Here is a 22,857-nt window from a genome sequence, read left to right as displayed (position 1 = left end):
ACCTTGAGGTAATCCTGCGGCAACCCGGGATGGTTTGACTCCTCACCCGTGGCAGGAGGCCTTGCACGCGGTGTTCTCAGGAGGAGTCAGGTGACCATCAACAAGTTCGTGGCAGTCCTTGGCGTGGCGGCTGTTCTGGCCACCGGTGCGGCTGCTCCGGCATCGGCGGCGACGCTGGAACCGGGTCGGCTCATCGTGAACGCGGCAGCCGACCCCACCACGGGCGTGGGCATCAACTTCCGGTTGCCGTCGGTGGCCTCAGAGCCCACCGTCGAGGTGCGTCAGGCCGGAACCACTGACGTGTTGCAGACCCTGACGCCCACCCGTGGCGCCTACATGGCCGACCTGCACTATCCGTGGAGTACCGACGTCGAGGGGCTCGAATCCGGCACCACCTACGAGTTCCGCGTGGTCAGCGGGGAGGACGCCAGCGAGTGGCATTCCTTCACCACCGCCGACACCAGCGACAGGCTCGACTTCCTCTACTTCGGTGATGCACAGCAGGGACTGACCGAGGAGTGGGCCGAGAATTCCCGGATGGCGTTCGAGAACCACCCCGATTCGGGCCTGGTTCTTCACGCGGGCGACATGATCGACGTCCCCTACAACCATGCGGAGTGGAACGACTGGTTCGGTGCCCTGGGTGCTGACGCCACCTCGCGTCAGCACCTGCTGACCCCGGGTAACCACGAGTACTACACGCCGGGAAACTTCTGGGATCTTCCGCAGGTACCGCCCACCGACTACTACCAGAACTACACGTTGCCCACGAACGGCCTGTACGACGAGCGCAACTACTACGTGGACCGCAATGACGTGCGGATCGTGGTGCTCGACGGAAACCAACAGATCGATGAGCAGGCGACGTGGTTGGACGAGACGCTGGCGAACAACCCCAACGCGTGGACCGTCGTCATGTTCCACCAGCCGGTCTACAACACCCGTGATGGACGCGATGAGAGCCGCATCCGTGACGCGTGGCAGACGATTCTCGAAGAACATGATGTGGACCTGGTGCTGCAGGGCCACGACCACACCTATGGGCGTGGCTTCGACAACGACAACGCCACCGATACCGAGGGCGTGACGACCGGACCCATGTACGTGGTCTCGCATGCCGGCGGCAAGGACTACGACCCTGCTCCCGATGACAACAACGCCTGGTCCAACAACGATGCCACGGTGGTGACGAGCGCCGGTTACACCACGACGTTCCAGAACATCAGCATCAACGGGTGCCGTCTCGAGTACACCTCCACCGTTGGCGCGAAGCGTGACAACTCCACCACCGACGTGGCTGTGGGGGAGACGCTGGACAGCTTCTCCATCGACAAGTGCACCGACACCAAGTATGTGCTGGAGCCGGGTGCCGTGCTGCCCACGCCGACTCCGACGCCGACTCCCACGCCGACTCCGACTCCCACCCCCACACCGACGCCATCCGAGACTCCGGCGCCGACGCCGAGTGAGACGCCGTCCGAGACTCCGGCGCCGACGCCGAGTGAGACCCCGTCCGAGACTCCGGCGCCCACGCCGAGCGAGACGTCTGAGCCGAGTGCAAGCGTGACGCCGACGGAGACACCTGCGCCGAGTGAGCCCCCGATGGAGACGGTGTCGCCCGATCCGACGCCCACGCCGTCACAGGACCCGGTCAGCACACCCGGTGACGAGACTCCGGCCCCGCCCCAGGCCCCCGAGACCCAAGCCCCTGACACCCAGGCCCCCGAGACCCAGGCTCTCGGGGCGGGAACGTCTGATCCCTCCGGCACGCGTCCTGCAGCGGGCCTGCCCAACACTGGTGGTCCCGCTCTGGGCATCATCGCAGTGGGGCTGGGCGCCATCCTCGGTGGCGTGACCATCCTGCGTCGCCGCTGAGCAGACTGCTCACGCTTTCACGCCAGCGTGAGTGGATGAGTTTGAGTGGAGGTCTGTGCACCGTCATCGGTGCGCAGACCTCCACTGTCCTCGGCAAGCCGCCTGCGGCCTTGGGGTTCTGCCGCTCAGACCTCGTGAAGTCGGTCCGGTTCTCGGAGTCCGAGGATGCTCGTGACCTCGTGCCCGAGCAGCCCGAGCCGGTCCTGTTCGAGGCTCCGCACCCGGTGAAGTTCTGCGGGAGGAACCGGGTCGTGGCGAGTTTCGAGGTAGATCTTCAGTTTGGGCTCGGTGCCGGAGGGGCGGATCACTGCACGGAAGTCATGACCCGACAGGATGACGGCATCGGTCGGGGGAAGACCAGCGGTCGCATCGGCCGGCTCGGGGCGTGAGGGGTCGGCCAAGTCGGTGACTCCCACGGTCTCACCGAGGAGCCGCGTGGGCGGGGTCTGCCGCAGTGAGGTCAGAGCTCGCGAGATGGTCTCCGGATCATCGGTGCGGATGGACACCTGCGCCGTGCTGACCAGCCCGTGCTCGGCAGCGAGTTCATCGAGTCGGTCGGTCAGCGTCCGGCCCGATGCCTTGAACCGGGCCACCATCTGCAGCACCCGTAGGGCCGTGGTGATGCCGTCCTTGTCGGCGACGGCATGGGGGTCACAGCAGTAGCCGATGGCCTCCTCGTAGCCGAAGGCGAGGTCGGGCACACGTCCGATCCATTTGAACCCCGTGAGGGTGGTGACGAACTCGCGCCCTGCGGAACGCACGAGTCGTTCCAGCGCGCTCCCCGAGACGACCGACGCCGCGAACACACCAGGGACGCCGCGGCGCAGGGCGTCATCCCCCAGGAGAAGACCGAGTTCATCGCCGGTCAGCAGACGCCATGCCGCGCGATCATGCGGGTCGGCACCGGGAACCGCGACGGCGCAGCGGTCGGCGTCGGGGTCGTTGGCGATGACCACGTCGGCGCCCTGTTCGGCCGCCAGATCGAGAGCCAGGTCCATCGCGCCGGCTTCCTCGGGGTTTGGGAACGGCACCGTCGGGAAGTCAGGGTCCGGTTCGGCCTGTGCCGCCACCTCGATCGGCTCGGGCAGCCCTGCGGCCGCGGTCACGCGTCGCACCAACGGCGCCCCGACGCCGTGCATGGCCGTGTGCACCCACTGGACGGGAGAAACGGAGGAATCGGTGTCCGGTGCCGCAGCGGCGGCCCGGGCCACATAGGCGGCGAGAAGCGGTTCCGGGCCGGTGGGCGTCACCGCACGCCGGGGGAGCGCCGCCAGCGGTTCGGCTGATTCGTGGGCGATGGCCTCGGCGATCTCGGCGTCCACCGGCGGGATGATCTGTGAGCCGCCCACATAGACCTTGTAGCCGTTGTCCGCCGCAGGATTGTGCGACGCGGTCACGACCACCGCGGCATGGGCCGGACGCTCGCCGTTGAGCAGACCGAAAGCCACGAGAGGCGTGGGGACCGGGCCGTCGAGAAGGACGACCTCATGTCCCGCCCCGGCGAGGATCTCGGCGGTGTCGCGGGCGAATCTCTCCGATCCATGCCGGGCGTCATGACCCACCAGCACGCGTGCGGTCAGCCGCCACTGCGTGAGCCAGCGCGCCAGACCAGCGGCGGCACGCGTCACGACCACCCGGTTCATCCGCGCGGGCCCCGGACCCATGGGCCCACGCAGTCCCGCGGTACCGAACTCCAGCGGCCCCGCGAACGCCGACGCCAGCTCGGTGGCGGCGGCTGCCGACGTCGGCGCCGCAGCCTCGGCCTGTTCGAGGAGAGTCGTCAGAGTGGCGCGGGTCTCGGGATCGGGGTCCTCGGCGAGCCAGTCCTCGGCCTGTTCGCGCAATCCGGGGTCGAGCGGCAGTCCGGAGCCGGGCATCACAGCACCTCGGCGATTCCCGTGAGCAGTTCCCGAAGCCGCGGTGCCGCCGCCTTCCCGGCCGCGAGCACCTCGGCATGGTCGAGCGGCGCCTCGCCCACGCCGGCTGCGAGGTTCGTCACGAGCGAGATCCCCAGCACCTCGACGCCCGCCGCCCGTGCGGCGATGGTCTCGAGCGTCGTCGACATTCCCACCAGATCACCACCCAGGACACCGGCCATCCGAACCTCGGCCGGTGTCTCGTACTGGGGCCCGGCGAACTGCACGTAGACCCCCTCGGGGAGCTCGGCGTCGACGCTCCGTGCGACCTCCCGCAGGGCAGAGGAGTAGGCAGTGCTCATGTCGATGAACTCCGGGCCGCGCAGGGGTGTGGCGCCGGTGAGGTTGATGTGGTCGCGGAGCAGCACCACCTGACCCGGTCCCCAGTCCGGACGCAGCGACCCGCAGCCGTTGGTCAACACCAGGCGTTCGACGCCGGCGGCGGCCAGCGTCCGCACACCATGGGCGACGGCCATCACATCGCGGTCCTCGTAGAAGTGCGTACGCCCGGTCAGGACCCCGGCGATGCGGCCCGAACCGGTCCTCACGGCACGGACGACACCGCCATGACCGGCCACCACGGGGGCGCGGAAACCGGGAAGCTTGCCCAGCGGGCAGCGTCCCAATTCCTCCCCGAGGTCGTCGGCGGCACTGGACCACCCCGAGCCGAGGATGAATGCGGTGTCGAGTCGTTCCACCCCCACACGTTCGAGCAGGGCGTGGGCGGCATCGGCGGCGGATGTCTGCGTGCTCTCCATGGGGCCGATTCTGCCTCCTGTGCGAATACTGCAACAATGAGCCCTGTGACTGACGTGGTGATCATTGGTGGCGGACCTGGCGGATACGAGGCGGCACTGGTGGGCAGCCAGCTTGGCGGCCGAGTGCGTCTTGTGGACAGCGATGGTCTGGGGGGTTCGGCGGTCCTGACCGACTGTGTTCCCTCCAAGACCCTCATCGCAACAGCGGAGATCATGACGATGGTCGAGCGCGCCGGTGCGCTCGGCATCCGACTGGATGGCTCCGCAGACAGGTCCTCGGTGTCGGTGGATCTCGGCGCGGTGAACCGACGTGTCCTCGACCTCGCACAGCAGCAGTCCCGCGACATCGAGAAGCAGATGGAGAACGCCGGAGTCGAGGTCATCGAGGGCCGCGGACGCCTCGACGGAACCAACACCGTTGTGGTGACCCGCCCCGACGGAACCGAAGAGCGTCTCGACACCGACATCGTTCTCGTCGCCACCGGTTCCACGGCCCGAGAGCTCCCGAGCGCACGCACCGACGGGGAACGCATCCTCAACTGGACCCAGCTCTACGACCTCACCGAACTGCCCGAGAAGCTCATCGTCGTGGGCTCGGGCGTCACCGGCGCCGAGTTCGCCAGCGCCTATCGCGCGTTGGGTGCCGAGGTCGTTCTCGTGTCTTCGCGTCGCCTGGTGCTTCCCGGCGAGGATGCCGACGCCGCCATGGTGCTGCAGGATGTCTTCGAACGTCGCGGCATGCAGATCATGTCGCAGAGCCGCGCCGAATCGGTGACACGTGACGGCGATGAGGTCACCGTCACGCTGACCGACGGCCGCACCGTCACCGGAACCCACTGTCTGATGGCGGTCGGTTCGGTGCCCAGCACCACCAACATGGGTCTGCCCGACGCCGGGGTGAAGGTCTCCGGTTCGGGACACATCGAGGTCGACAAGGTCTCGCGAACCAGCGTCCGCAACATCTATGCCGCCGGTGACTGCACCGGTGTCATGCCGCTCGCCTCGGTGGCGGCCATGCAGGGCCGCATCGCGATGTGGCACGCACTCGGTGACGCGGTGGCTCCCCTTGACATGAGTGGCGTGGCGTCCAATGTGTTCACCGCCCCCGAGATCGCGACGGTGGGTGTGACCCAGGCGCAGGTGGATTCGGGTGAGGTGCGCGCCCTGTCGTACACCTTGCCGCTCAAGGGCAATGCTCGAGCCAAGATGCAGGAGATCCGCGAGGGCTTCGTCAAACTGTTCTGCCTGCCGACCACCGGCATCATCGTCGGTGGCGTGGTGGTCTCGCCGGCGGCATCGGAACTCATCCATTCCCTGTCGATCGCGGTCTCCGAACGCATCACCGTCGACAACTTCGCCCACGACTTCACCGTCTACCCGTCGCTGTCGGGTTCGTTCGCCGAGGCCGCACGCCGTCTGCACGGGCACAGTGATGAACAGCTGGACATGGGCTTCGAACCGATTCTGTGACGCCCGCCCCGTCCATTCGGCCCGCTCCATCCATCCGGCCCGCTCAATCCATCCGAGTGGAGCAGACGCTCGATCTCCTGCGTGGGGCACGTGTCGCTGTGCTCACCGGCGCCGGAATGAGCACTGATTCGGGCATCCCCGACTACCGAGGCCCCGGATCGCCCCGCAGCAACCCGATGTTGCACGCCGAGTTCGTGGGGTCGGCCAGCAACCGTCGACGCTACTGGGCTCGGTCTTTCCGTGGATGGGAGCTTGTGGCCGGCGCCCACCCCAATGCGGGGCACATCGCTCTGGCCTCGCTCAACGATCAGGTGACGGGCGTCATCACCCAGAACGTCGACGGACTTCACGAGGCGGCAGGAAGCCGACCGGTGGTGGCCCTTCACGGGCGTCTGGCCGATGTGGTCTGCCTGACGTGCGGGGACATCTCCTCGCGCTATGACCTGCAGAAGCGTCTGGCGGTGCTCAACCCCGATGTGCTGCCATCGGGCCATGACGATCCCACCGGCGCCTATGCGCCGCGGCCCGATCCGGCTCGTGCCCGCCCTGACGGAGACATGGAGATCGAGGGCTGGGAGGACTTCGTCGTGCCCGACTGCCTGGTGTGCGATGGTGTCCTCAAACCCGACGTGGTCTTCTTCGGGGGAACGGTTGCCAAGGATCTCGTGGCTCATTGCCGCGCGATGGTGGATGAAGCCGACATCCTGGTGGTGTTGGGATCGTCGCTGGCGGTGATGTCCGGGCTCCGGTTCGTGCGTCAGGCTGCGAAGGCCGGTCTGCCCGTGGTCATCGTCAATCGTGGCGGCACACGCGGCGATGATCTTGCCACCGTGCGGCTCGAGCTGGGCACCACCGACTTCTGTCGTCGGTGGGCCGCGGCCCGATAGGTGTCAGTCGTCGTCCTCGTCACCTTCGATGGTGCAGATGATTGACCCGGCCTGCACTGTGGCGCCCTGCGTGGCATCGAGCCCCGAGACCGTGCCTGAGCGGTGTGCGGTGAGCGGCTGCTCCATCTTCATGGCTTCGAGCACCACGATGGTGTCGCCCTCGGAGACGTCCTGACCTTCCTCGACGGCCACCTTCACGATGGTGCCCTGCATGGGGGAGGTGAGGGCATTGGTCGGAGCCGCCGCGACGCTGCCGCGTGAGGAACGCTTCGACTTCTTGCGCTTTCTGCTGCTGGATGCGTTGGCCGATGCCAAGGCACCCTCGGGAACGGCGACCTCCACACGCTTGCCGTTGACCTCCACGACCACGACCTGCTTCTCGGGGCGGTCTTCGGCGTCGGCGGGCTGGCCCTCCCAAGGCTCGATCTGGTTGTCGAACTCGGTCTCGATCCAACGGGTGTGCACCGTGAAATCACCGTCGACCGCCGCATACGCAGGGTCATCGAGGACGACACGATGGAATGGCAGCACCGTGGGCATGCCCTCCACGACGGTCTCGGCGAGAGCGCGTCGGGCGCGTTCGATGGCCTCCTGGCGCGTCGCGCCGGTGACGATGATCTTGGCGACCAGCGAGTCGAACGAACCGGGGACCGTGTCACCTGTCTGGTAGCCCTCGTCGACGCGGACGCCGGGGCCTGTGGGCGCGTGCCACGCGGTGAGCGTGCCGGGGGCGGGCATGAAATTGCGTCCGGCGTCTTCGGCGTTGAGACGGAATTCGATGGAGTGGCCGCGGATGACCGGGTCGTCGTAGCCGAGCTCCTCGCCGTCGGCGATGCGGAACATCTCGCGGACCAGGTCGATGCCGGTGACCTCCTCGGAAACGGGGTGTTCCACCTGCAGACGGGTGTTCACCTCGAGGAAGGAGATGGTGCCGTCGAGACCGACGAGGAACTCACAGGTTCCCGCGCCCACGTAGCCGGCCTCGGCCAGGATCGCCTTCGAGGACTCGTAGAGGCGCTGCAACTGGTCATCGCTGAGGAATGGTGCGGGTGCCTCCTCCACGAGCTTCTGGTGACGACGCTGCAGCGAGCAGTCGCGCGTCGATACCACCACGACGTTTCCGTGCTTGTCGGCCAGGCACTGGGTCTCCACGTGGCGCGGCTTGTCGAGGTAACGCTCGACGAAGCACTCGCCACGCCCGAAGGCGGTGACGGCTTCACGGGTGGCGGACTCGAACAGGTCCTTGACCTCGCTGCGCTCACGGGCGACCTTCAACCCGCGACCACCGCCGCCGAAGGCTGCCTTGATCGCGATGGGGAGTCCGTGCTCGTCGGCGAAGGCGACCACCTCATCGGCGTTCGTGACCGGATCGGCGGTGCCGGGGACGAGGGGGGCGCCCGCCTTCTGCGCGATGTGGCGCGCCTTGACCTTGTCGCCCAACGCATCGATCGCCGACGGTGGAGGGCCGATCCAGGTGAGGCCGGCGTCCATGACCGCCTGGGCGAAGTCGGCGTTCTCTGCGAGGAACCCGTAGCCGGGGTGGATCGCGTCGGCGCCACTGCGCTCGGCGATGTCCAGGATCTTGGCGACGTCGAGGTAGGTCTCGGCCGGCGTGGATCCGCCGAGCGCGTAGGCCTCATCGGCGAGTTTGACGAACATCGCGTCCGCGTCGGGCTCGGCGTATACCGCGACGCTGCCCAACCCGGCATCGGCCGCAGCGCGGACCACGCGCACGGCGATTTCGCCACGGTTGGCAACGAGCACCTTGTTGAGGGCCACAGTTCCTCCTTGAATCCCTGCCGGTTCACCGGGAGTCTAGCGGCGTCCTGATCGGTGCACCGCCCCGCCACCTTTTCAGATCCTGAGTGGTTCGTGGTGGAAACGCGCCTGTCCCACTCCCGGAAATTCCGGTGCGGGGAGGATCCCGAGGCCAAAGAGCCGGGCCTCACACATGGGAGATGTGCGTGAGGCCCGGATATTCATCGGCTCGAGTGGTTCGGGTCAGAGACCGTCGTCATCGATCAGGCCGCGGTGGTAGGCCTTCGCAAGACGCCGGGGGACGTTCTTGGTCTGCCCTTGGACCCTGATCGGCGTCAGATGCGGGGCTTCGGCCGTGAACCTGGCGCGACGATGTCGCGTGCGTGAACGGGATTTCTTGCGTTTCGGTACTGCCATGTCAGCTCCTCACCAGCTCGACTTCTGGATCCCGGGCAGCTCGCCACGGTGGGCCATGCTGCGGAATCGGACACGGGAGACCCCCGCCTTGCGGATGAAGCCGCGTGGGCGTCCATCGGCGGAGTCACGGTTGCGGAGCCGTGTGGGCGATGAATCGCGGGGGAGTTTTGCGAGGGCGCGGACGGCCTCCATGCGTTCCTCCATGGTGTCCGCGGTGCGGATGCGCTTTTTGAGTTCAGCCCGACGCTCGGCATAGCGGGCCACGATCTCGGCGCGCTTGTTGTTCTTGACGATCTTGGAGGTCTTGGCCATCAGCGGGTCTCCTTGAACTCGACGTGTCGGCGCACGATGGGGTCGAACTTGCGCAGCGTCAGCCGGTCGGGGTTGTTGCGCTTGTTCTTCTTGGTCACGTAGGTGAACCCGGTGCCGGCGGTGGATCGCAGCTTGATGATCGGGCGGACGTCACTGCGCTTGGCCATCAGATCTTCACTCCCTTGGCGATGAGGTCGTGGCACACGGCGTCGATGCCGCGTCGGTCAATCGTCTTGATGCCTCGCGCCGAGAGAGTGAGTGTCACGGTGCGCCCGAGGCTGGGCACCCAGTAGCGCTTCTTTTGGATATTGGGGTCAAAGCGACGTCTGGTGCGCTTCTTCGACCATGGTTTGTTGTTGCCGAAACCGGGCTGGGCCCCGGTCACCTGGCAGCGAGCTGACATCGATCCTCCTTCTTCGGGACCTTCCCGACTGAAGCAAATGAGAACCGTACTCGTTTAATGTGTAGTGTGTCCATGCCAGATCGCGCAGCGGATCTGTTCATCGGCCGTGCGCGGCACCTCGTACATATCCGAAACTCAACCAGGAGGCCCCATGCAGCAAGGCATCCACCCCGAGTACCGACCGGTGCTCTTCCGGGATCGTTCGGCAGGACTTTTGTTCCTCACCCGTTCGACATGTACCTCGGACAAGACGCTGGAGTGGGAGGACGGCAACACCTATCCGGTTGTGGACGTCGATGTCTCATCCGCGAGTCACCCCTTCTACACCGGTCGTTCGCGCACCATCGACACCGCTGGCCGCGTCGAACGATTCCGGCAGCGTTACGGGAGTGGGCGATGACCCTGGTCGTGATCGTGTCGGCGATCGATCGTGTGGCACGCGAGTGTGGAGTCATGTCGCTGCTCATGGGCCTGCCCGACGCCGTGCTGGTGCGTCACGAACTCACACCGGACGAGGAGGGGGAGGGGGGTACTGTCCGTCGCACAGTCTCAGACGACTCCGGGCTGGTCGAGGACGACACCGCGCACTTGGAGCACGCGTGCCTCTCGTGCACGGCACGGGAGGACATCGTGCCGACGCTGCGACGCCTCGCCGAGGTGGGCACGTGGCAGACGATCGTGCTGGCGCTGCCGTTGGCTGCGGCACCCGAGCCTCTTGTGTGGCAGATCAGCGAGGCGGTCGAGCATTCGTTCCTTCCGGTGCGGATCGCGTCGGTGCTCTCGGTGGTGGACGAGCAGACCGTGGCGCAGGACGCCTTCGGTGATGACCTCCTCGCCGAGCGCGGACTTGGCTTGGGTGGCCGTGACCATCGATCGGTGGCTGAAGCCCTGATGGAGCAGGTCGATTACAGCGATCTTGTGTGCACACTCGACCCGCCACGCGGCGGACAGATCGCCGCCCTGCGGCACCTGGTGCCCGAAGAGCGATATGCCGAGGTCCTCAGCGCCATCAACCCGATGCGTCTGCTCCACATGAAGCACGACATGCGTGGCGCGAAGCGGCGTCTGGACCCGGTGCGTACACCGCCTCGGCACGTGCCGGAAATCGAAGGGTTCTGGTCCAGGGAATTCGTCAGCGAACGACCATTCCACCCCGGGCGTCTCATGAATGATCTGGAGCTTCTGGGTGTGGGGCCGGTCCGTATCCGCGGGTGCTTCCACTTGCCCACGCGTCCGGCCACGGTGTGCGTGCTCACCGCTGCTGGCAGCCAGGTCGCACTTGGCTCCGGTGGGCAGTGGGCGCAGCGTCGCCCGAGCACACGCTTGGTCGTGCAAGGACATGGCGAGGAGGCCCTTGGGCGAGTGCAGCGGGCCTTTGACGATCTACTGATGACCGACTTCGAGATGCGCGAACTCGACCGCTGGCGTGATATCGACGATCAGCTCGACGACTGGTTCGGCCCCGAAGCCCGCGAGGTGGGCTGAGGCTGCGTCAGGTGTGGCGGGTGTGGGCTGCATCAGGCGTGGAAGGTGTGGGCATCGTCAGGCGAGGGGGCACCACACATGGAAAAACATTGAGGTCAGATCTTGGCCGCAATGTCGTTCGAAACATCGTCAGCGGACGTAGATGAGGACCGAATCTGACCGCAATGTTTTTCTGCATGTATGGGGGCATGTGGCTCGGTGCTGGTCCGGGACATGTTTCCTTCCGACGCAGGAAGGCCTGTGCGGGAAGGCGTGCACAGGGAGGCGTGCACAGGGAGGCGTGCACAGGGAGGCGTGCGCGGGAAGGCCTGCACAGGGAGGCGTGTGCGGAAAGGCGTGCATGGGAAGGCGTGTGCGGGAAGGCGCGCATGGGAAGGCGCGCATGGGAAGGCGCGCACAGGGAGGCGTGCGCGGGAAGGCCTACTCGGGGAGACGGGCTCAGTTGAAGGGGCGGATCGACAGTTCGTTGATCTGACCGCGGGGGTCGGTGTCGATGGCCAGGCGAACGGTCTCGGCGACGGCGTCGGGGCTCAAGTACTTGGTGGCGTCGTACTGCTTGCCCTCGGATGCGATGAGCTCGTGCTGCATGTCAGTGTCGACGCGGCCCGGATGGATCGAGGTGACGCGTACGCGCCCCATCTCGCGTCCGCGCAGGGCATCGGTGTAGGCGCGCAGCGCGAACTTCGATGCCGGATACAGCCCATTGCCGGGGCTCGCGTTGTGCCCGGCGCCGGAGTTGATCGCCACCACGATTCCGTGGTTCTCGCGGAGTTTCTCGATGAGCAGTTCGGTGAGATCCACCACGGCCACGACGTTGAGCTCGAGCACGCGTCGCCAGCGTTCGCGGGTGGAGCCCGATGTATCGCCGAAGCCGCCGATGCCGGCGCTGTGCACCAGCGCATCGAGACGCCCGACCTTGGCTGCGGCCGACGCCACGGCCTGCTCGTCGGTCAGGTCGGCCACGAACGGCTCAGCCGATGGCAGGGAAGCCACCACCTCGGCGACCGAATCTGCTCGCGTCCCGCCCACGAGAACGTGATGAGTGCGGCCCAGTTCGGCACAGATGGCGCGGCCGATGCCGCGGCTGCCACCGGTGACAAGAGCCACCGGGCGTTCGTCGGTCATTGCGGCACTCATTTGGGTAGAACTCATCTGGGCGGCACTCACTTGGGCGGCACTCACTTGGGCGGCACTCATGTGGGTGGGGCTCACTTGGTGAAGACGGCGACGGCGATCAGGACCACGGTGATCACGGCCATGAGCTGCAGCGGGCGGTTGTTGAGCACCACGTCCTCGGGCTCACCGGCATTGCCGCGGTCGACCTGCATGGCGTACTGGAGCAGGCCGATCGTCAGGGGAGCGATCGAGAGCACCGTCCACGGCACTGCGGCCCAGCCGCGCTCCTGGTTCTCGAAGGCCCACAGGCAGTAGGACATCAAGGTCACAGCGGCCGAGAGATGCCACACGAAGCGCAGGTACGACACGGTGTAGGCAGCCAGCGACTTGCGGGTGCCGGCGTCGGAACCGAGCACCTTCATCTCCGAGTAGCGCTTGCCTGCGACCATGAACAGCGAGCCGAACGATGCCACCAGCAGGAACCAGGCACTCAGGTCGATCTGCGACGCCACGCCACCGGCGACGGCGCGCAGCAGGAAGCCGGAGGACACCATCGCGAGGTCGATGATCGGCTGGTGCTTGAGGAACATCGAGTACAGGATCTGCAGCGCCAGATACACAGCGAGCGTCACGCCCAGGTACGTCGAGGTCCAAAAACCAATTCCGAAGCCCAAGGCGGCGGTGATTCCAGCCAGCACCCAGGCTGCGCCGACGCTGAGTTCCTTGGCTGCGATGGGGCGGAACCGCTTGCGCGGGTGGAGTCTGTCCTCCTCGACATCCTTGATGTCGTTCATGAGGTAGACGGTCGCACTCACCATGCAGAAGGCGAAGAAGGCGAGGAAAGTCTTGAGCAGAACGTCTTCGTGGAACAGCGAGCCCGCGCTGAGCGGGGCCGCGAACACCAGGACATTCTTGATCCACTGCCGGGGGCGCATGGCGCGGATGCCTGCCGGCAGGCGGTGCTTCGGAGGCGCGTGGGCGGCCTCGCTCGGGGTACGGGTGAGCTCAGGTTCTTCAGTCATGACGGCGTCAGATTACCGCGACTAGTGTGGGGTTCGTGCGATCCGACGCGGTGGTGCGGGGCGTGTCCCCGAGAGTTCATCTTGCGGCAGGGCTCCAAGTGATGTCCACGGCCCTTGTTCGGCTGGGAATGGCGGGGGCCTGTGTCCTGGTGCTGGTCGGCTGTGGTGCCACCGTGCCGAAGCCGACCCCCACTCCCACCGGTTCGTTTGAACCTTCCCCCGGCACCATCTCCTTGGCGGAGAAGGGCTACGAGCAGGGGCCGTCGGCGCTGATCCCCATCCCCGACGATGCGGCCATCACACAGTACGTGGATCAGCCGAATGTGATAACCGCTTCCTTCTCGCAGCCTGATGGGGCGGAGATCGCCCATGTTCTGCGAGCCGACCTTCCCGGGGCCGGTTGGGAGATCACCGCCGACACACCCGAGGCGATCCTGTTCACCAGGCCCGGTTGGGACGGTGCCTTCACGATCTCCGAGAACGTCTCAGCGGTGACTGTTCGAGCCGCTCCACAATGATGTCCACTCCACCCCGGCGTCGGCGAGCATGCGACGCAGGAGCGGCAGCGAGATGCCCAGAACGTTCGCCGGGTCGCCCTCGATGCCGGTGATGAAGGCGCCACCGAAACCATCCAGGGTGAAGCTTCCTGCCACCCCGAGCGGTTCGCCGGTGGCGACGTAGGCGACGATCTCGGCGTCACTCAGGTCTGCGAAGGTCACCTTCGTGGATCCCACCGAGGTGCGGGCGGTCGGATGCAGATCCTCGTCATGACAGACGACGTGGTGCCCCGTGTGCAGGATGCCGGTGCGCCCGCGCATCGCCCGCCAACGCTCGGTGGCGCGTTCGGCGGTGTGTGGTTTTCCGTGGGCGACGCCGTCGAGCTCCAGAACCGAGTCGCAGCCGATCACCACCGTTGGGCCGGTCACCTCGAGCCGTTCGACGACCGCTCGAGCCTTCAGCTCGGCGAGGCGCCCTGCCAGGTCGGCGGGGGATTCGGCCTTGGCGCTGCTCTCATCCACGCCGGAGACGATCACCTCCGGATTCAACCCGGCGCGCGTCAACACCTGACGCCGCGCAGGCGATGCCGAAGCGAGGACCAATCGCGGCGGGGTGCTCATCGGCGGACCATGGCCTGCCAGGCTCCGGGGCCGGTGAGCAGCCGGGGCTGCAACAGGCGGTGCCGTGCGGCCCAGCCGCCCACCGGGGCGAGGTCCGAGGTGGGTGCTTGGGTGCCGGTGTCACCGTCGCCCGAGCCGAGCACCAGCACGATCGCCGCGAGCTCCTCGGGGGTTGGGGACCCCGCGATGACCTTCCACGTCTCGGTGCCGCTCACAGTGGGATGTTCCCATGCTTCTTGGGCGGCTGCGTCTGACGCTTGGTGCGCAGGGTGCGCAGCCCACGGACGATCTTGCGACGGGTGTCACGCGGGGCGATCACCTGATCCACGTAACCGCGGTCGGCGGCGAGCCAGGGGTTCACCAGCTCGTCCTCGTACTCCTGGATGAGCTGCTGGCGCAGCGCCTCGGGGTCGCTGGCTGCGGCCAGACGCTTGCGATGGATGATGTTCACCGCACCCTGGGCGCCCATCACCGCGATCTGGGCGGTGGGCCATGCCAGATTCAGGTCGGCGCCGAGGTGCTTGGACCCCATCACGTCGTACGCGCCGCCATACGCCTTTCGGGTGATGATCGTGATCAGCGGCACGGTGGCCTCGGCGTAGGCGTAGATGAGCTTGGCGCCGCGGCGGATGATGCCACCGTGCTCCTGCTCGACGCCGGGGAGGAACCCGGGCACATCGACGAAGGTGAGCACCGGGATGTTGAACGCGTCGCATGTGCGCACGAATCGGGCGGCCTTCTCCGAGGCGTCGATGTCGAGACAGCCGGCGAAATGCAGCGGCTGGTTCGCCACGATGCCGACCGAGCGCCCTTCGACGCGGCCGAATCCGGTGATGATGTTCTGTGCGAACAACGGGGAGGTCTCCAGGAACTCCTCGTCGTCGAGGATCGAGGTGACCACCTCGGCCATGTCGTAGGGCTGGTTCGGCGAGTCGGGGATGATCGTGTCGAGCGACTCGTCGAGGTCGGTGACGTCCATCGGGCTGTCGGACTCGTAGATCGGCGGCTCGTCGAGGTTGTTCTGCGGCAGGAACCCGATGAGTTCACGCACGTAGCCGATCGCGTCCTCCTCGTCACTGCCGAGGTAGTGCGCATTACCCGACTTGGTGTTGTGGGTGCGCCCGCCGCCGAGCTCCTCCATCGAGACGTCCTCGCCGGTGACGGTCTTGATGACGTCGGGGCCGGTGATGAACATCTGTGAGGTCTTGTCGACCATCACCACGAAATCGGTGAGGGCGGGGGAGTACACGTGGCCACCGGCTGCAGCGCCCATGATGAGCGAGATCTGCGGGATCACGCCGGAGGCCTCGGTGTTGCGACGGAAGATCTCGGCGTACAACCCGAGGGAGACCACGCCCTCCTGGATACGAGCACCGCCGCCCTCGTTGATCCCGATGAGCGGGCACCCGGTACGCATGGCGAAGTCGATGACCTTGCAGATCTTCTCGCCGTACACCTGGCCGAGCGACCCACCGAAGACCGTCACATCCTGGCTGAACACACAGACCGGACGCCCGTCGATCTCGCCGATCCCGGTGACGACACCGTCGCCGAAGGGGCGGTTGGCGTCCATGCCGAAGGACGTGGAGCGGTGCCGTGCGTATTGGTCGAGCTCGCTGAAAGTGCCCTCGTCGAGCAGCAGTTCGATGCGCTCGCGAGCGGTCAGCTTTCCTTTGGCATGCTGCTTCTCGACCGCTGCGGCTGAACCGGCGTGAACAGCCGCTTCAGTGCGGCGTTCCAGTTCGGCGATCTTTCCGGCCGTGGTGTGGATGTCTGGCTGCATGGGGACGAGACTATCGCTCGAACCGAACGATGCGAGCAGCCGTCGCTGGAAAGCGCCCATTTGGGGTCGCTGGAAAGCGCCCATTCGGAGGCGAGCTGGAATGATTTCTGATGAAGAATTCGAATGAAGGAGTGCGATGCCCCCGATCGATCCCATCGACGCCGCCGCCGTTCGCCGCCGCGTCGACGCCGCCACGTGGCCGGACCTCGTCATCCACCGCTCGGTGGGGTCCACGAATGCCGAGCTCCTGGAACTCGCGCGTGCCGGTGCGCGTCCGGGCGCGGTGGTGGCCACCGCCGACCAGACCGCCGGGCGCGGACGTCGAACCCGGGTCTGGACCACACCTCCCGGCGTGTCGTTGGCGCTGTCGATGTTGCTGCGGCCATCGGTTCCTCTGGACCACTGGTCCTGGATCCCGTTGCTCGCCGGCGTCGTGATCCGCCGCGCGATCACCGAGGTGACCGACCTGCAACCGACGCTCAAGTGGCCGAATGACGTGTTGATCGGTGAGAGCAAGGTCTGCGGGATCCTGGCCGAGCAGGTGACCGCCCCCGATGGGCTGGCCGTCGTCCTCGGGTGTGGCATCAACGTCTCCATGGACGTCGATGAACTGCCTGTGCCCACTGCGACGTCGCTCCATCTGCATGGGGCCGAAGTGTCGATGACCGACCTGCTGGTGTCGGTGCTGGACGTGGCCGCCACAGAACTCGATGCATGGCAGCAGAACCCCGGATCGGTGGCCGAGGCCTATGCGGCAGCCTGCTCGACGGTGGGCCGTCGCGTCCGTATTCAGGTACGTCCTGACACGGAGATCGACGAACCGGATGCCTTCGTGACCGGGGACGCTATTGGAGTGGACGCCAGCGGTTGTCTGCGGGTCGATGTGGACGGCTCGGTGCGCACGTTCAGCGTCGGCGATGTGGTGCACGTGCGCTGAACAGGTGGCTTACGGGTCGTCGTGAGACAGTGCTCTCACCTCGGCCTTGTGCCGGATAGACGCGGCTCAACGTGAAGGTGGAGCCGCGAGAGGTATGGGCAAGCGGAAGGCTCCACAGGAGAGTTCCGTTGTTGCAGGGCTGACGCGGACTCGTCTGCCGAGTCATCGTGATGGTGGTTCGTGCACCCCACCGCAGGCACCTCACCCTAGGAGCGACCATGTCCACGATGTTCACCTCTCGCCGTACGACCATCAGCAACCCCAAGCCCTCCCATGGGTTCGGACTGCGCCTCGCTGCTGCGGCGGGTGCTGCCGCCCTCGCCGTCGGAGGCGTCGTCGCGGGTGATCTCGCGCTCTCCACCGCGCCGACCGCTTCGGCGGCCACGGCCGTGGCCGAGTCCCTGCCCAAGCTGCGCCACGGGGACTCCGGCAAGAGCATCTCGGCACTCCAGACCATTCTCAACGCACATGGGTATTCGCTGAGCGTGGACGGCAAGTTCGGCCCCGACACGCTGAGCGCGGTGAAGCACCTGCAGGGTCTCAAGGGCCTGCAGGAAGACGGTGTCGTCGGCCCCAATACCTGGGGATCCCTGGTGGGCAAGGTGCGTCCCGGTGATTCCGACAACGACGTGAAGGCCGTCCAGATGCTCGTCGGCGCCGGCGTCGACGGCAAGTACGGCTCGGAGACCCGCCAAAAAGTCGAGGCCTTCCAGAGTGCGGAGGGTCTCTCCGTCGACGGTGTCGTCGGCCCCGACACCTGGGCGGCCCTCGTGGGTGGCGCTCCCGATAACGACGGCGGCGATGACGGGGATGACGGAGACAATGGGGGATCGGATGTGAAGCCGAGCCCTGAGAACGGCTTCTCGAACGGACGCCTGCCCGACAGCGTGCTGTGCTCGCTCGACTTCTCGCCCAAGGACAAGGTGGCCTGCTACGTCGAGGACGAGCTCGAAGCCATGAACGACGCCTACGCGGCGAAGTTCGGACGAAACCTGCAGATCACCAACCCCGGCGGCGGCAACGCCTACCGCTCCTACGAGCGCCAGGTGGAGTACTACAACAACCCCAACCTCAGGGCCGCGAAGCCCGGATACTCCAACCACGGATGGGGCCTGGCGGTCGACATCTCCGGCACCGGAGGCTACGGCGGCGCCACCTACAAGTGGCTCAACGCGAACGCCCCCTCCTACGGGTTCGACGACGGTGTGTCCGGCGAGCCCTGGCACTGGGAGTGGACCGGCGCCTGATCTCCCGCGCACCTGACCGTTCGACCCACACGCGCCCCGGGACTGATATCCCCGGGGCGCGTGCGGTCCTCGCTAAGGTGGGATGTGTGAACGAGACCAGCACGGCCGTGACGCCTCAACGCGTCGGGCTGCGATCCCAGGTCTGGCGATTCACCGTCTCCGGTGCGATGGCAGCGGTGCTCGACATCGGGATCACGTTGCTTCTGGTCAACTTCCTGTGGCCGAACGAAGCCGGCGCCCGGACCGTCGGCTTCATCGTGGGAACCACGTTCGCCTACACGATGAATCGACGCTGGACCTTCCGCACCGGCCCCTCCAAGCGTCGACTCGCGTTGGTGTGGGTTCTGTACGGCGCCACCTTCTTTGTGAACGTCGGCCTCTACACACTCACATTCCGCTTGTTGGACAACTTCATCCCGCCTTCGAACCTGGCCCGCACCTTGGCGTTCTGCGTCGGTCAGGGCGTCGCGACCTTCCTGAACTTCGTGATCCAACGTGTGGTGATCTTCCGGCTGCGCCTCGGATGAGCGTTGGTTGGGGTTCGGCCATTAGGCTGGGATCTTGTGAATGAAGAACCCGACACGTCTGTCCGCCCCTTCGTGGTGGGCATCATCGGCGGCGGCCAGCTGTGCCGCATGATGTACGCCGCGTCGATCGGGCTGGGACTCCGCGTGCGGATCCTCGCCGAATCACCGGATGTCTCGGCCGCCCAGGTCGGCTCCGACGTCGTGGTGGGTGATTACACCGACCATGACACTGTGCTCACCTTCGCGCGTCAGTGTGACGTCATCACCTTCGACCATGAGCATGTTTCCACGGAAATCCTTCGTGCGGTGGCGGCCGAGGGGATCGAGGTGCGTCCCGGCCCCGATGCCCTCATCCATGCGCAGGACAAGGGCATCATGCGTCAGCGGTTCGCCGACATGGGGATTCCCTGTCCGGTCAATCGCCTCGTGGCAGATGCTGACGAGCTGAAAGCTTTCGGCGACGAGGTCGGGTGGCCGATCATCGCCAAGGCCACGCGAGGGGGCTATGACGGCAAGGGCGTCTGGAAACTGGACCGGCCCGGTGAGGCCGACGCGCTGTTCGCTGGACTGCACGGTGGTGCGGACATCCTGGCCGAGGAGTTCGTCGACTTCACTCGCGAACTCAGCGCGATAGTGGTGCGCTCACCATCGAATCAGGCCGTGGCGTACCCGGTCAGCGAGTCGGTCCAGAAGGAGGGCATCTGCACCGAGACCGTGACTCCGGCCGAAGGGCTCACCGACGATCAGGCGATCACCTGCCAGGAGCTCGCGTTGCGTATCGCCCGTGAACTCGATGTCGTCGGGGTGCTCGCGGTGGAACTGATGCAGCGCGCCGATGGCAGCGTCGTGGTGAACGAACTCGCGATGCGACCGCACAACACCGGCCACTGGACCATGGATGGTGCCTACACCTCGCAGTTCGAGAATCACCTGCGCGCGGTCGTCGATCTACCACTGGGGGATCCGGGTCTGCGCGACCCGTACGCGGTGATGACCAATGTGCTGGGCGGAACCGTCGAGGACCTCCCATCGGAACTGCTGCACTGCTTCGCCCGGGACCGACGCCTGCGCGTCCAGCTGTATGGCAAGCAGGTGCGCTCGCACCGCAAGGTGGGCCACGTGACGGTGACGGGGCAAGACCTTGCGCAGGTCCGGCGTCGGGCTCGTCATGCCGCCAGCCGACTCATGGGGATCGATGACGAAGCCGAAACCGACGGCGATACAGATGGGGGACGAAGATGACGATCGACAACGCCCGCGTGGGCATCATCATGGGGTCGGATTCGGACTGGCCGGTGATGCAGGCGGCTGCTGACGCATGCACGGAGTTCGGTGTGGCGGTCGAGGCCGATGTGGTGTCGGCGCACCGCATGCCCGAAGCGATGGTGCAGTACGCGCGCAGCGCCCATGAGCGCGGACTTGAAGTGATAATCGCCGGGGCCGGAGGGGCGGCGCATCTTCCCGGCATGGTCGCGGCCATGACGCCGCTGCCTGTCATCGGAGTTCCGGTGCCGCTGAAGTATCTCGACGGCATGGATTCGTTGTTGTCGATCGTGCAGATGCCCGCGGGCGTGCCCGTGGCCACCGTCGCGGTGGGCAATGCCCGGAACGCGGGTCTGCTGGCCGTACGCATGTTGGCCGCCGGTGACCCGGAGCTGACAGAGGCGATGCTGCGGTTCCAGGACGACCTGCGGGCTGCGGCCGAGGCCAAGGGTGAGAAGGTGCGTGCCCACGTTCGCGGTGGAGACGCACGGTGAACCAGGTGCTCGGTCGGAGCCAGGTGCACGGGGTGGCCGGCGGGGTCGGCTGCTTGGTGCGGGGCTTCGGGGTGATCGCGTCGCAGCCACGGCTCTTCGTGCTCGGCATGGTGCCGCCGTTGGTGATGTCGGTGCTCCTGATCGGCGTCTGGGTGGCTCTGGTGATGAACGCCGGGGCCATGGCCGGTGCCGTCCTCGACTGGATGCCCGGTGATCTCGGTGGCGGTGTGCTGCAGGTGTTGCTTGCCATCGCCCTGGTCGTCGGTGCCGTATTGGTCTCGGTGGTTGCCTATTCCACGTTGACGATCACGCTCGGCGCTCCGGTCTACGACGCCATCTCCGCCGGCGTGGACCGGACGCTCGGTGCCGTCCCGCCCGAACACAAGGAGCCCACCGGCCGCATGATCGTGCGGGTGATCTGGCAGGTGATCGCGACGGTCTTCCTCTCGATGGCCGGCGCCGTTCTCTGCTTCCTGCTGGGCCTGATCCCGGCGGTGGGAGCGGTGCTCGGCGTCGTGGCCTCGTCGGTGTTCGGCGGATGGATGATGGCGCGCGAACTGGTGGGGCCCACCTGTGAGCGCCGCGGGGTGCTCACCCTCGCGGAGCGACGCGCCGTACTGCTCCGTAATGCTTGGTCTGTCCTCGGGTTCGGCGTTCCAGCGTATTGGCTTCTCTCCGTGCCACTGCTCAGCGTCGTCGTGTTCCCGGCCGCGGTGGCCGGGGCCACCGTGTTGGCGCGGGATCTCTTGGACTGACTGCTGTGGCGTTACGCACCGTCTGTGGTGCTGTTTGCCACAGTTGGGGCGGAGCACGCCGGAGGTGACTCGTTCAGGCACAGCGATGGCAGGGAGTCGGCCGACCCTTCCAGCCGCGCGCCCGAAGGCGTCGAGCGACCTGTTCGGCCACCAGGCAGGGATCTCCCACCACGTCGGTCCACCCATAGCGGAGCGTCTCGTACCCGGCCAGGGCGTTGGCGTTGTCACGTCGGGCATCGCGGAAACGGTCCCGGTGGAATGCCCGCCCATCGAGTTCCACGATCACCCTGTGCGCGGTGTAGACGACATCGGCGAATCCTCCACGGAGTTGCACCTGGCGGCTGCCGGTCGCCAGCTTGTGGGCCGCTTCGACGTCACGGGCGTAGTGCTGTTCCAGCATCGAGTGGATGCCCTGTTCGTGGTCAGCGATCACATCGAGGAGGAGCCGACGGTGACGATGGGATTGACGGGTGAGCGCTGCGGCCAGGAAGGCGGGCCGGAGTCCGCCATCGCGCAGCAGATCCAGAGCCAGCCCCACGCATGCCTGCGCCTCGAGTCCGAGCGAGATGTCCAGGAAGCTGCGTTCGTTTGAGATGGTCCAGGGGTTCTTCGAGTCCAGGCGGAACCTGTCGGTGAGCCTGTCCCCGAAATCGCGGCGAAATCGCCATGGCCCTTTCGGTCGCAGCGATCGATGGGGCTCGACCCAGATCTGGATGGGTTCGGCCAACCTGGAGGGCCGGACGTCGGCACCCATGACGTGCAGGGCATGCCAACCTCCCAGCGCAGAAGGGTCCCCGGCCAACAGGATTCCGGCCCAGAGCCTGCTCTTCAGATCTGGCGCACGTGTGCACAGCAGCCCGCTCTGGTCATGGATCCTGATGAGAATTCCTGAATTCGTCATGCGGTCACGGATGCGTCGGGTGATCCCCGATGCGTCGAGCTGACCGACAGTGACGACGCCGCCCTGACGTCGGGCCAAGGCCTCGATCGCGGGTGGAAGTTGTCGCCGAGCCTGCATGGGATCAGCGTTGTGGAGCCGTGAAAAATGCGCCACTGCATGCAGCCGGGCGTGTCGGGTTCATGCCTGTGGCGTTACGCACCGTCTGCGGTGGTGTTCGCCACAGCTGAGAGCAGTCGGGGAGGGCCTGAGGCCGCCATGTTCAAATGGAGCTCAAACGAAGCGGGTCGAACGACGCTCCCGAAGACCCCGCGGAGGTCACATGTGACGAACGGTTACTCGTGGCTCACCGAAAGGGGTTACTGTGGAGTCACATCCTTGCACCGACGCATGACTCAGGAGTGACCGTGAGCGAC

Annotated in this window: 25 protein-coding genes; 12 read left to right on the top strand and 13 right to left on the bottom strand. The window is 66.4% G+C overall.

Translation table 11 applies throughout. The annotated features are described in order from the left end of the window. The first annotated feature begins 90 nt into the window (after positions 1–90). Positions 91–1,875, top strand: a complete 1,785-nt coding sequence (locus FB460_RS13405; protein ID WP_170209938.1) for a purple acid phosphatase family protein — start codon at positions 91–93, stop codon at positions 1,873–1,875. 125 nt (positions 1,876–2,000) lie between these two features. On the opposite strand, the gene FB460_RS04310 is transcribed toward FB460_RS13405, so the two are convergent. Together FB460_RS04310 and FB460_RS04305 are read right to left on the bottom strand one after the other, a co-directional pair. Next, positions 2,001–3,752 carry a phospho-sugar mutase gene (locus tag FB460_RS04310; protein WP_142092837.1) on the bottom strand — a complete coding sequence of 584 codons (1,752 nt, stop codon included), beginning with the start codon at positions 3,750–3,752 and terminating at the stop codon, positions 2,001–2,003. Beyond that, a complete protein-coding gene (locus FB460_RS04305; RefSeq protein ID WP_142092836.1) occupies positions 3,752–4,549 on the bottom strand; it encodes a purine-nucleoside phosphorylase in 798 nt (265 codons plus the stop codon). Before FB460_RS04305 ends, FB460_RS04310 begins: the two co-directional genes overlap by 1 nt. A 45-nt stretch (positions 4,550–4,594) precedes the next feature. Here FB460_RS04305 and FB460_RS04300 point away from each other — a divergent pair, with 45 nt between their 5' ends. Together FB460_RS04300 and FB460_RS04295 are read left to right on the top strand one after the other, a co-directional pair. Next, positions 4,595–6,019 carry an NAD(P)H-quinone dehydrogenase gene (locus tag FB460_RS04300; protein ID WP_211345823.1) on the top strand — a complete coding sequence of 475 codons (1,425 nt, stop codon included), beginning with the start codon at positions 4,595–4,597 and terminating at the stop codon, positions 6,017–6,019. 56 nt (positions 6,020–6,075) lie between these two features. Next, a complete protein-coding gene (locus FB460_RS04295) occupies positions 6,076–6,906 on the top strand; it encodes a Sir2 family NAD-dependent protein deacetylase (RefSeq protein WP_246044235.1) in 831 nt (276 codons plus the stop codon). Positions 6,907–6,909: 3 nt separating this feature from the next. On the opposite strand, the gene FB460_RS04290 is transcribed toward FB460_RS04295, so the two are convergent. From FB460_RS04290 to rpmB, 5 genes are all read right to left on the bottom strand, one after another. Beyond that, complete coding sequence (locus FB460_RS04290) at positions 6,910–8,685, bottom strand: acetyl/propionyl/methylcrotonyl-CoA carboxylase subunit alpha (RefSeq protein ID WP_142092834.1); 1,776 nt, start codon at positions 8,683–8,685, stop codon at positions 6,910–6,912. A gap of 222 nt (positions 8,686–8,907) precedes the next feature. Beyond that, complete coding sequence (gene rpmF / locus FB460_RS04285) at positions 8,908–9,081, bottom strand: 50S ribosomal protein L32 (RefSeq protein ID WP_142092833.1); 174 nt, start codon at positions 9,079–9,081, stop codon at positions 8,908–8,910. A 9-nt stretch (positions 9,082–9,090) separates the two neighbouring features. Further along, complete coding sequence (rpsN, locus tag FB460_RS04280; RefSeq protein ID WP_142092832.1) at positions 9,091–9,393, bottom strand: 30S ribosomal protein S14; 303 nt, start codon at positions 9,391–9,393, stop codon at positions 9,091–9,093. Continuing rightward, entirely contained in the window at positions 9,393–9,560 is a 168-nt protein-coding gene (gene rpmG / locus FB460_RS04275; protein WP_142092831.1) for a 50S ribosomal protein L33, read from the bottom strand. Before rpmG ends, rpsN begins: the two co-directional genes overlap by 1 nt. After that, positions 9,560–9,796 (bottom strand): 50S ribosomal protein L28, encoded by a 237-nt coding sequence (gene rpmB, locus FB460_RS04270; RefSeq protein WP_142092830.1) that lies wholly within the window; start codon positions 9,794–9,796, stop codon positions 9,560–9,562. The genes rpmG and rpmB overlap by 1 nt, the downstream gene beginning before the upstream one ends. Before the next feature lie 151 nt (positions 9,797–9,947). Here rpmB and FB460_RS04265 point away from each other — a divergent pair, with 151 nt between their 5' ends. Both FB460_RS04265 and FB460_RS04260 read left to right on the top strand, forming a co-directional pair. After that, entirely contained in the window at positions 9,948–10,196 is a 249-nt protein-coding gene (locus FB460_RS04265) for a type B 50S ribosomal protein L31 (RefSeq protein ID WP_142092829.1), read from the top strand. After that, positions 10,193–11,281 carry a GTP-binding protein gene (locus FB460_RS04260; RefSeq protein ID WP_142092828.1) on the top strand — a complete coding sequence of 363 codons (1,089 nt, stop codon included), beginning with the start codon at positions 10,193–10,195 and terminating at the stop codon, positions 11,279–11,281. Before FB460_RS04265 ends, FB460_RS04260 begins: the two co-directional genes overlap by 4 nt. A 438-nt stretch (positions 11,282–11,719) precedes the next feature. On the opposite strand, the gene FB460_RS04255 is transcribed toward FB460_RS04260, so the two are convergent. After that, positions 11,720–12,406: an SDR family oxidoreductase gene (locus FB460_RS04255; protein ID WP_142092827.1), complete on the bottom strand. Its 687-nt coding sequence runs from the start codon at positions 12,404–12,406 to the stop codon at positions 11,720–11,722. 83 nt (positions 12,407–12,489) lie between these two features. Next, on the bottom strand, positions 12,490–13,419 hold the full coding sequence (locus FB460_RS04250) for a decaprenyl-phosphate phosphoribosyltransferase (RefSeq protein WP_142092826.1): 930 nt from the start codon (positions 13,417–13,419) through the stop codon (positions 12,490–12,492). 35 nt (positions 13,420–13,454) lie between these two features. Between FB460_RS04250 and FB460_RS04245 the strand changes: the two genes are divergently transcribed. Next, complete coding sequence (locus tag FB460_RS04245) at positions 13,455–13,937, top strand: hypothetical protein (RefSeq protein ID WP_142092825.1); 483 nt, start codon at positions 13,455–13,457, stop codon at positions 13,935–13,937. On the opposite strand, the gene FB460_RS04240 is transcribed toward FB460_RS04245, so the two are convergent. Genes FB460_RS04240 through FB460_RS04230 form a run of 3 tightly spaced genes read right to left on the bottom strand, consistent with a single transcriptional unit; the run spans position 13,905 to position 16,320 of the window. Next, entirely contained in the window at positions 13,905–14,537 is a 633-nt protein-coding gene (locus FB460_RS04240; protein WP_142092824.1) for a Maf family protein, read from the bottom strand. The two genes, FB460_RS04245 and FB460_RS04240, sit on opposite strands and share 33 nt — an antisense overlap. After that, positions 14,534–14,752 (bottom strand): acyl-CoA carboxylase subunit epsilon, encoded by a 219-nt coding sequence (locus FB460_RS04235; RefSeq protein ID WP_142092823.1) that lies wholly within the window; start codon positions 14,750–14,752, stop codon positions 14,534–14,536. The genes FB460_RS04240 and FB460_RS04235 overlap by 4 nt, the downstream gene beginning before the upstream one ends. Then, entirely contained in the window at positions 14,749–16,320 is a 1,572-nt protein-coding gene (locus FB460_RS04230; RefSeq protein ID WP_142092822.1) for an acyl-CoA carboxylase subunit beta, read from the bottom strand. Before FB460_RS04230 ends, FB460_RS04235 begins: the two co-directional genes overlap by 4 nt. Before the next feature lie 136 nt (positions 16,321–16,456). Between FB460_RS04230 and FB460_RS04225 the strand changes: the two genes are divergently transcribed. The 6 genes from FB460_RS04225 (at position 16,457) to FB460_RS04200 (ending at position 21,543) form a co-directional block, all read left to right on the top strand. Continuing rightward, a complete protein-coding gene (locus FB460_RS04225) occupies positions 16,457–17,257 on the top strand; it encodes a biotin--[acetyl-CoA-carboxylase] ligase (protein ID WP_142092821.1) in 801 nt (266 codons plus the stop codon). A gap of 218 nt (positions 17,258–17,475) precedes the next feature. After that, complete coding sequence (locus FB460_RS04220; protein ID WP_142092820.1) at positions 17,476–18,504, top strand: peptidoglycan-binding protein; 1,029 nt, start codon at positions 17,476–17,478, stop codon at positions 18,502–18,504. An 86-nt stretch (positions 18,505–18,590) separates the two neighbouring features. Continuing rightward, positions 18,591–19,031 (top strand): GtrA family protein, encoded by a 441-nt coding sequence (locus tag FB460_RS04215; protein ID WP_211345822.1) that lies wholly within the window; start codon positions 18,591–18,593, stop codon positions 19,029–19,031. A gap of 36 nt (positions 19,032–19,067) precedes the next feature. After that, positions 19,068–20,273, top strand: a complete 1,206-nt coding sequence (locus FB460_RS04210) for a 5-(carboxyamino)imidazole ribonucleotide synthase (protein WP_142092819.1) — start codon at positions 19,068–19,070, stop codon at positions 20,271–20,273. Then, positions 20,270–20,788, top strand: a complete 519-nt coding sequence (gene purE / locus FB460_RS04205; protein ID WP_142092818.1) for a 5-(carboxyamino)imidazole ribonucleotide mutase — start codon at positions 20,270–20,272, stop codon at positions 20,786–20,788. The genes FB460_RS04210 and purE overlap by 4 nt, the downstream gene beginning before the upstream one ends. Beyond that, positions 20,785–21,543 (top strand): EI24 domain-containing protein, encoded by a 759-nt coding sequence (locus tag FB460_RS04200; RefSeq protein ID WP_142092817.1) that lies wholly within the window; start codon positions 20,785–20,787, stop codon positions 21,541–21,543. Before purE ends, FB460_RS04200 begins: the two co-directional genes overlap by 4 nt. Positions 21,544–21,616: 73 nt before the next feature. On the opposite strand, the gene FB460_RS04195 is transcribed toward FB460_RS04200, so the two are convergent. Continuing rightward, positions 21,617–22,561 (bottom strand): type IV toxin-antitoxin system AbiEi family antitoxin domain-containing protein, encoded by a 945-nt coding sequence (locus FB460_RS04195; RefSeq protein WP_142092816.1) that lies wholly within the window; start codon positions 22,559–22,561, stop codon positions 21,617–21,619. Positions 22,562–22,857: the final 296 nt, after the last annotated feature.

It is taken from the genome of Propioniferax innocua (assembly GCF_006716235.1).
Lineage (GTDB): Bacteria > Actinomycetota > Actinomycetes > Propionibacteriales > Propionibacteriaceae > Propioniferax > Propioniferax innocua.
Note: the sequence above shows the minus strand (reverse complement) of the source record. Positions and strands in the feature narration are given on the sequence as shown.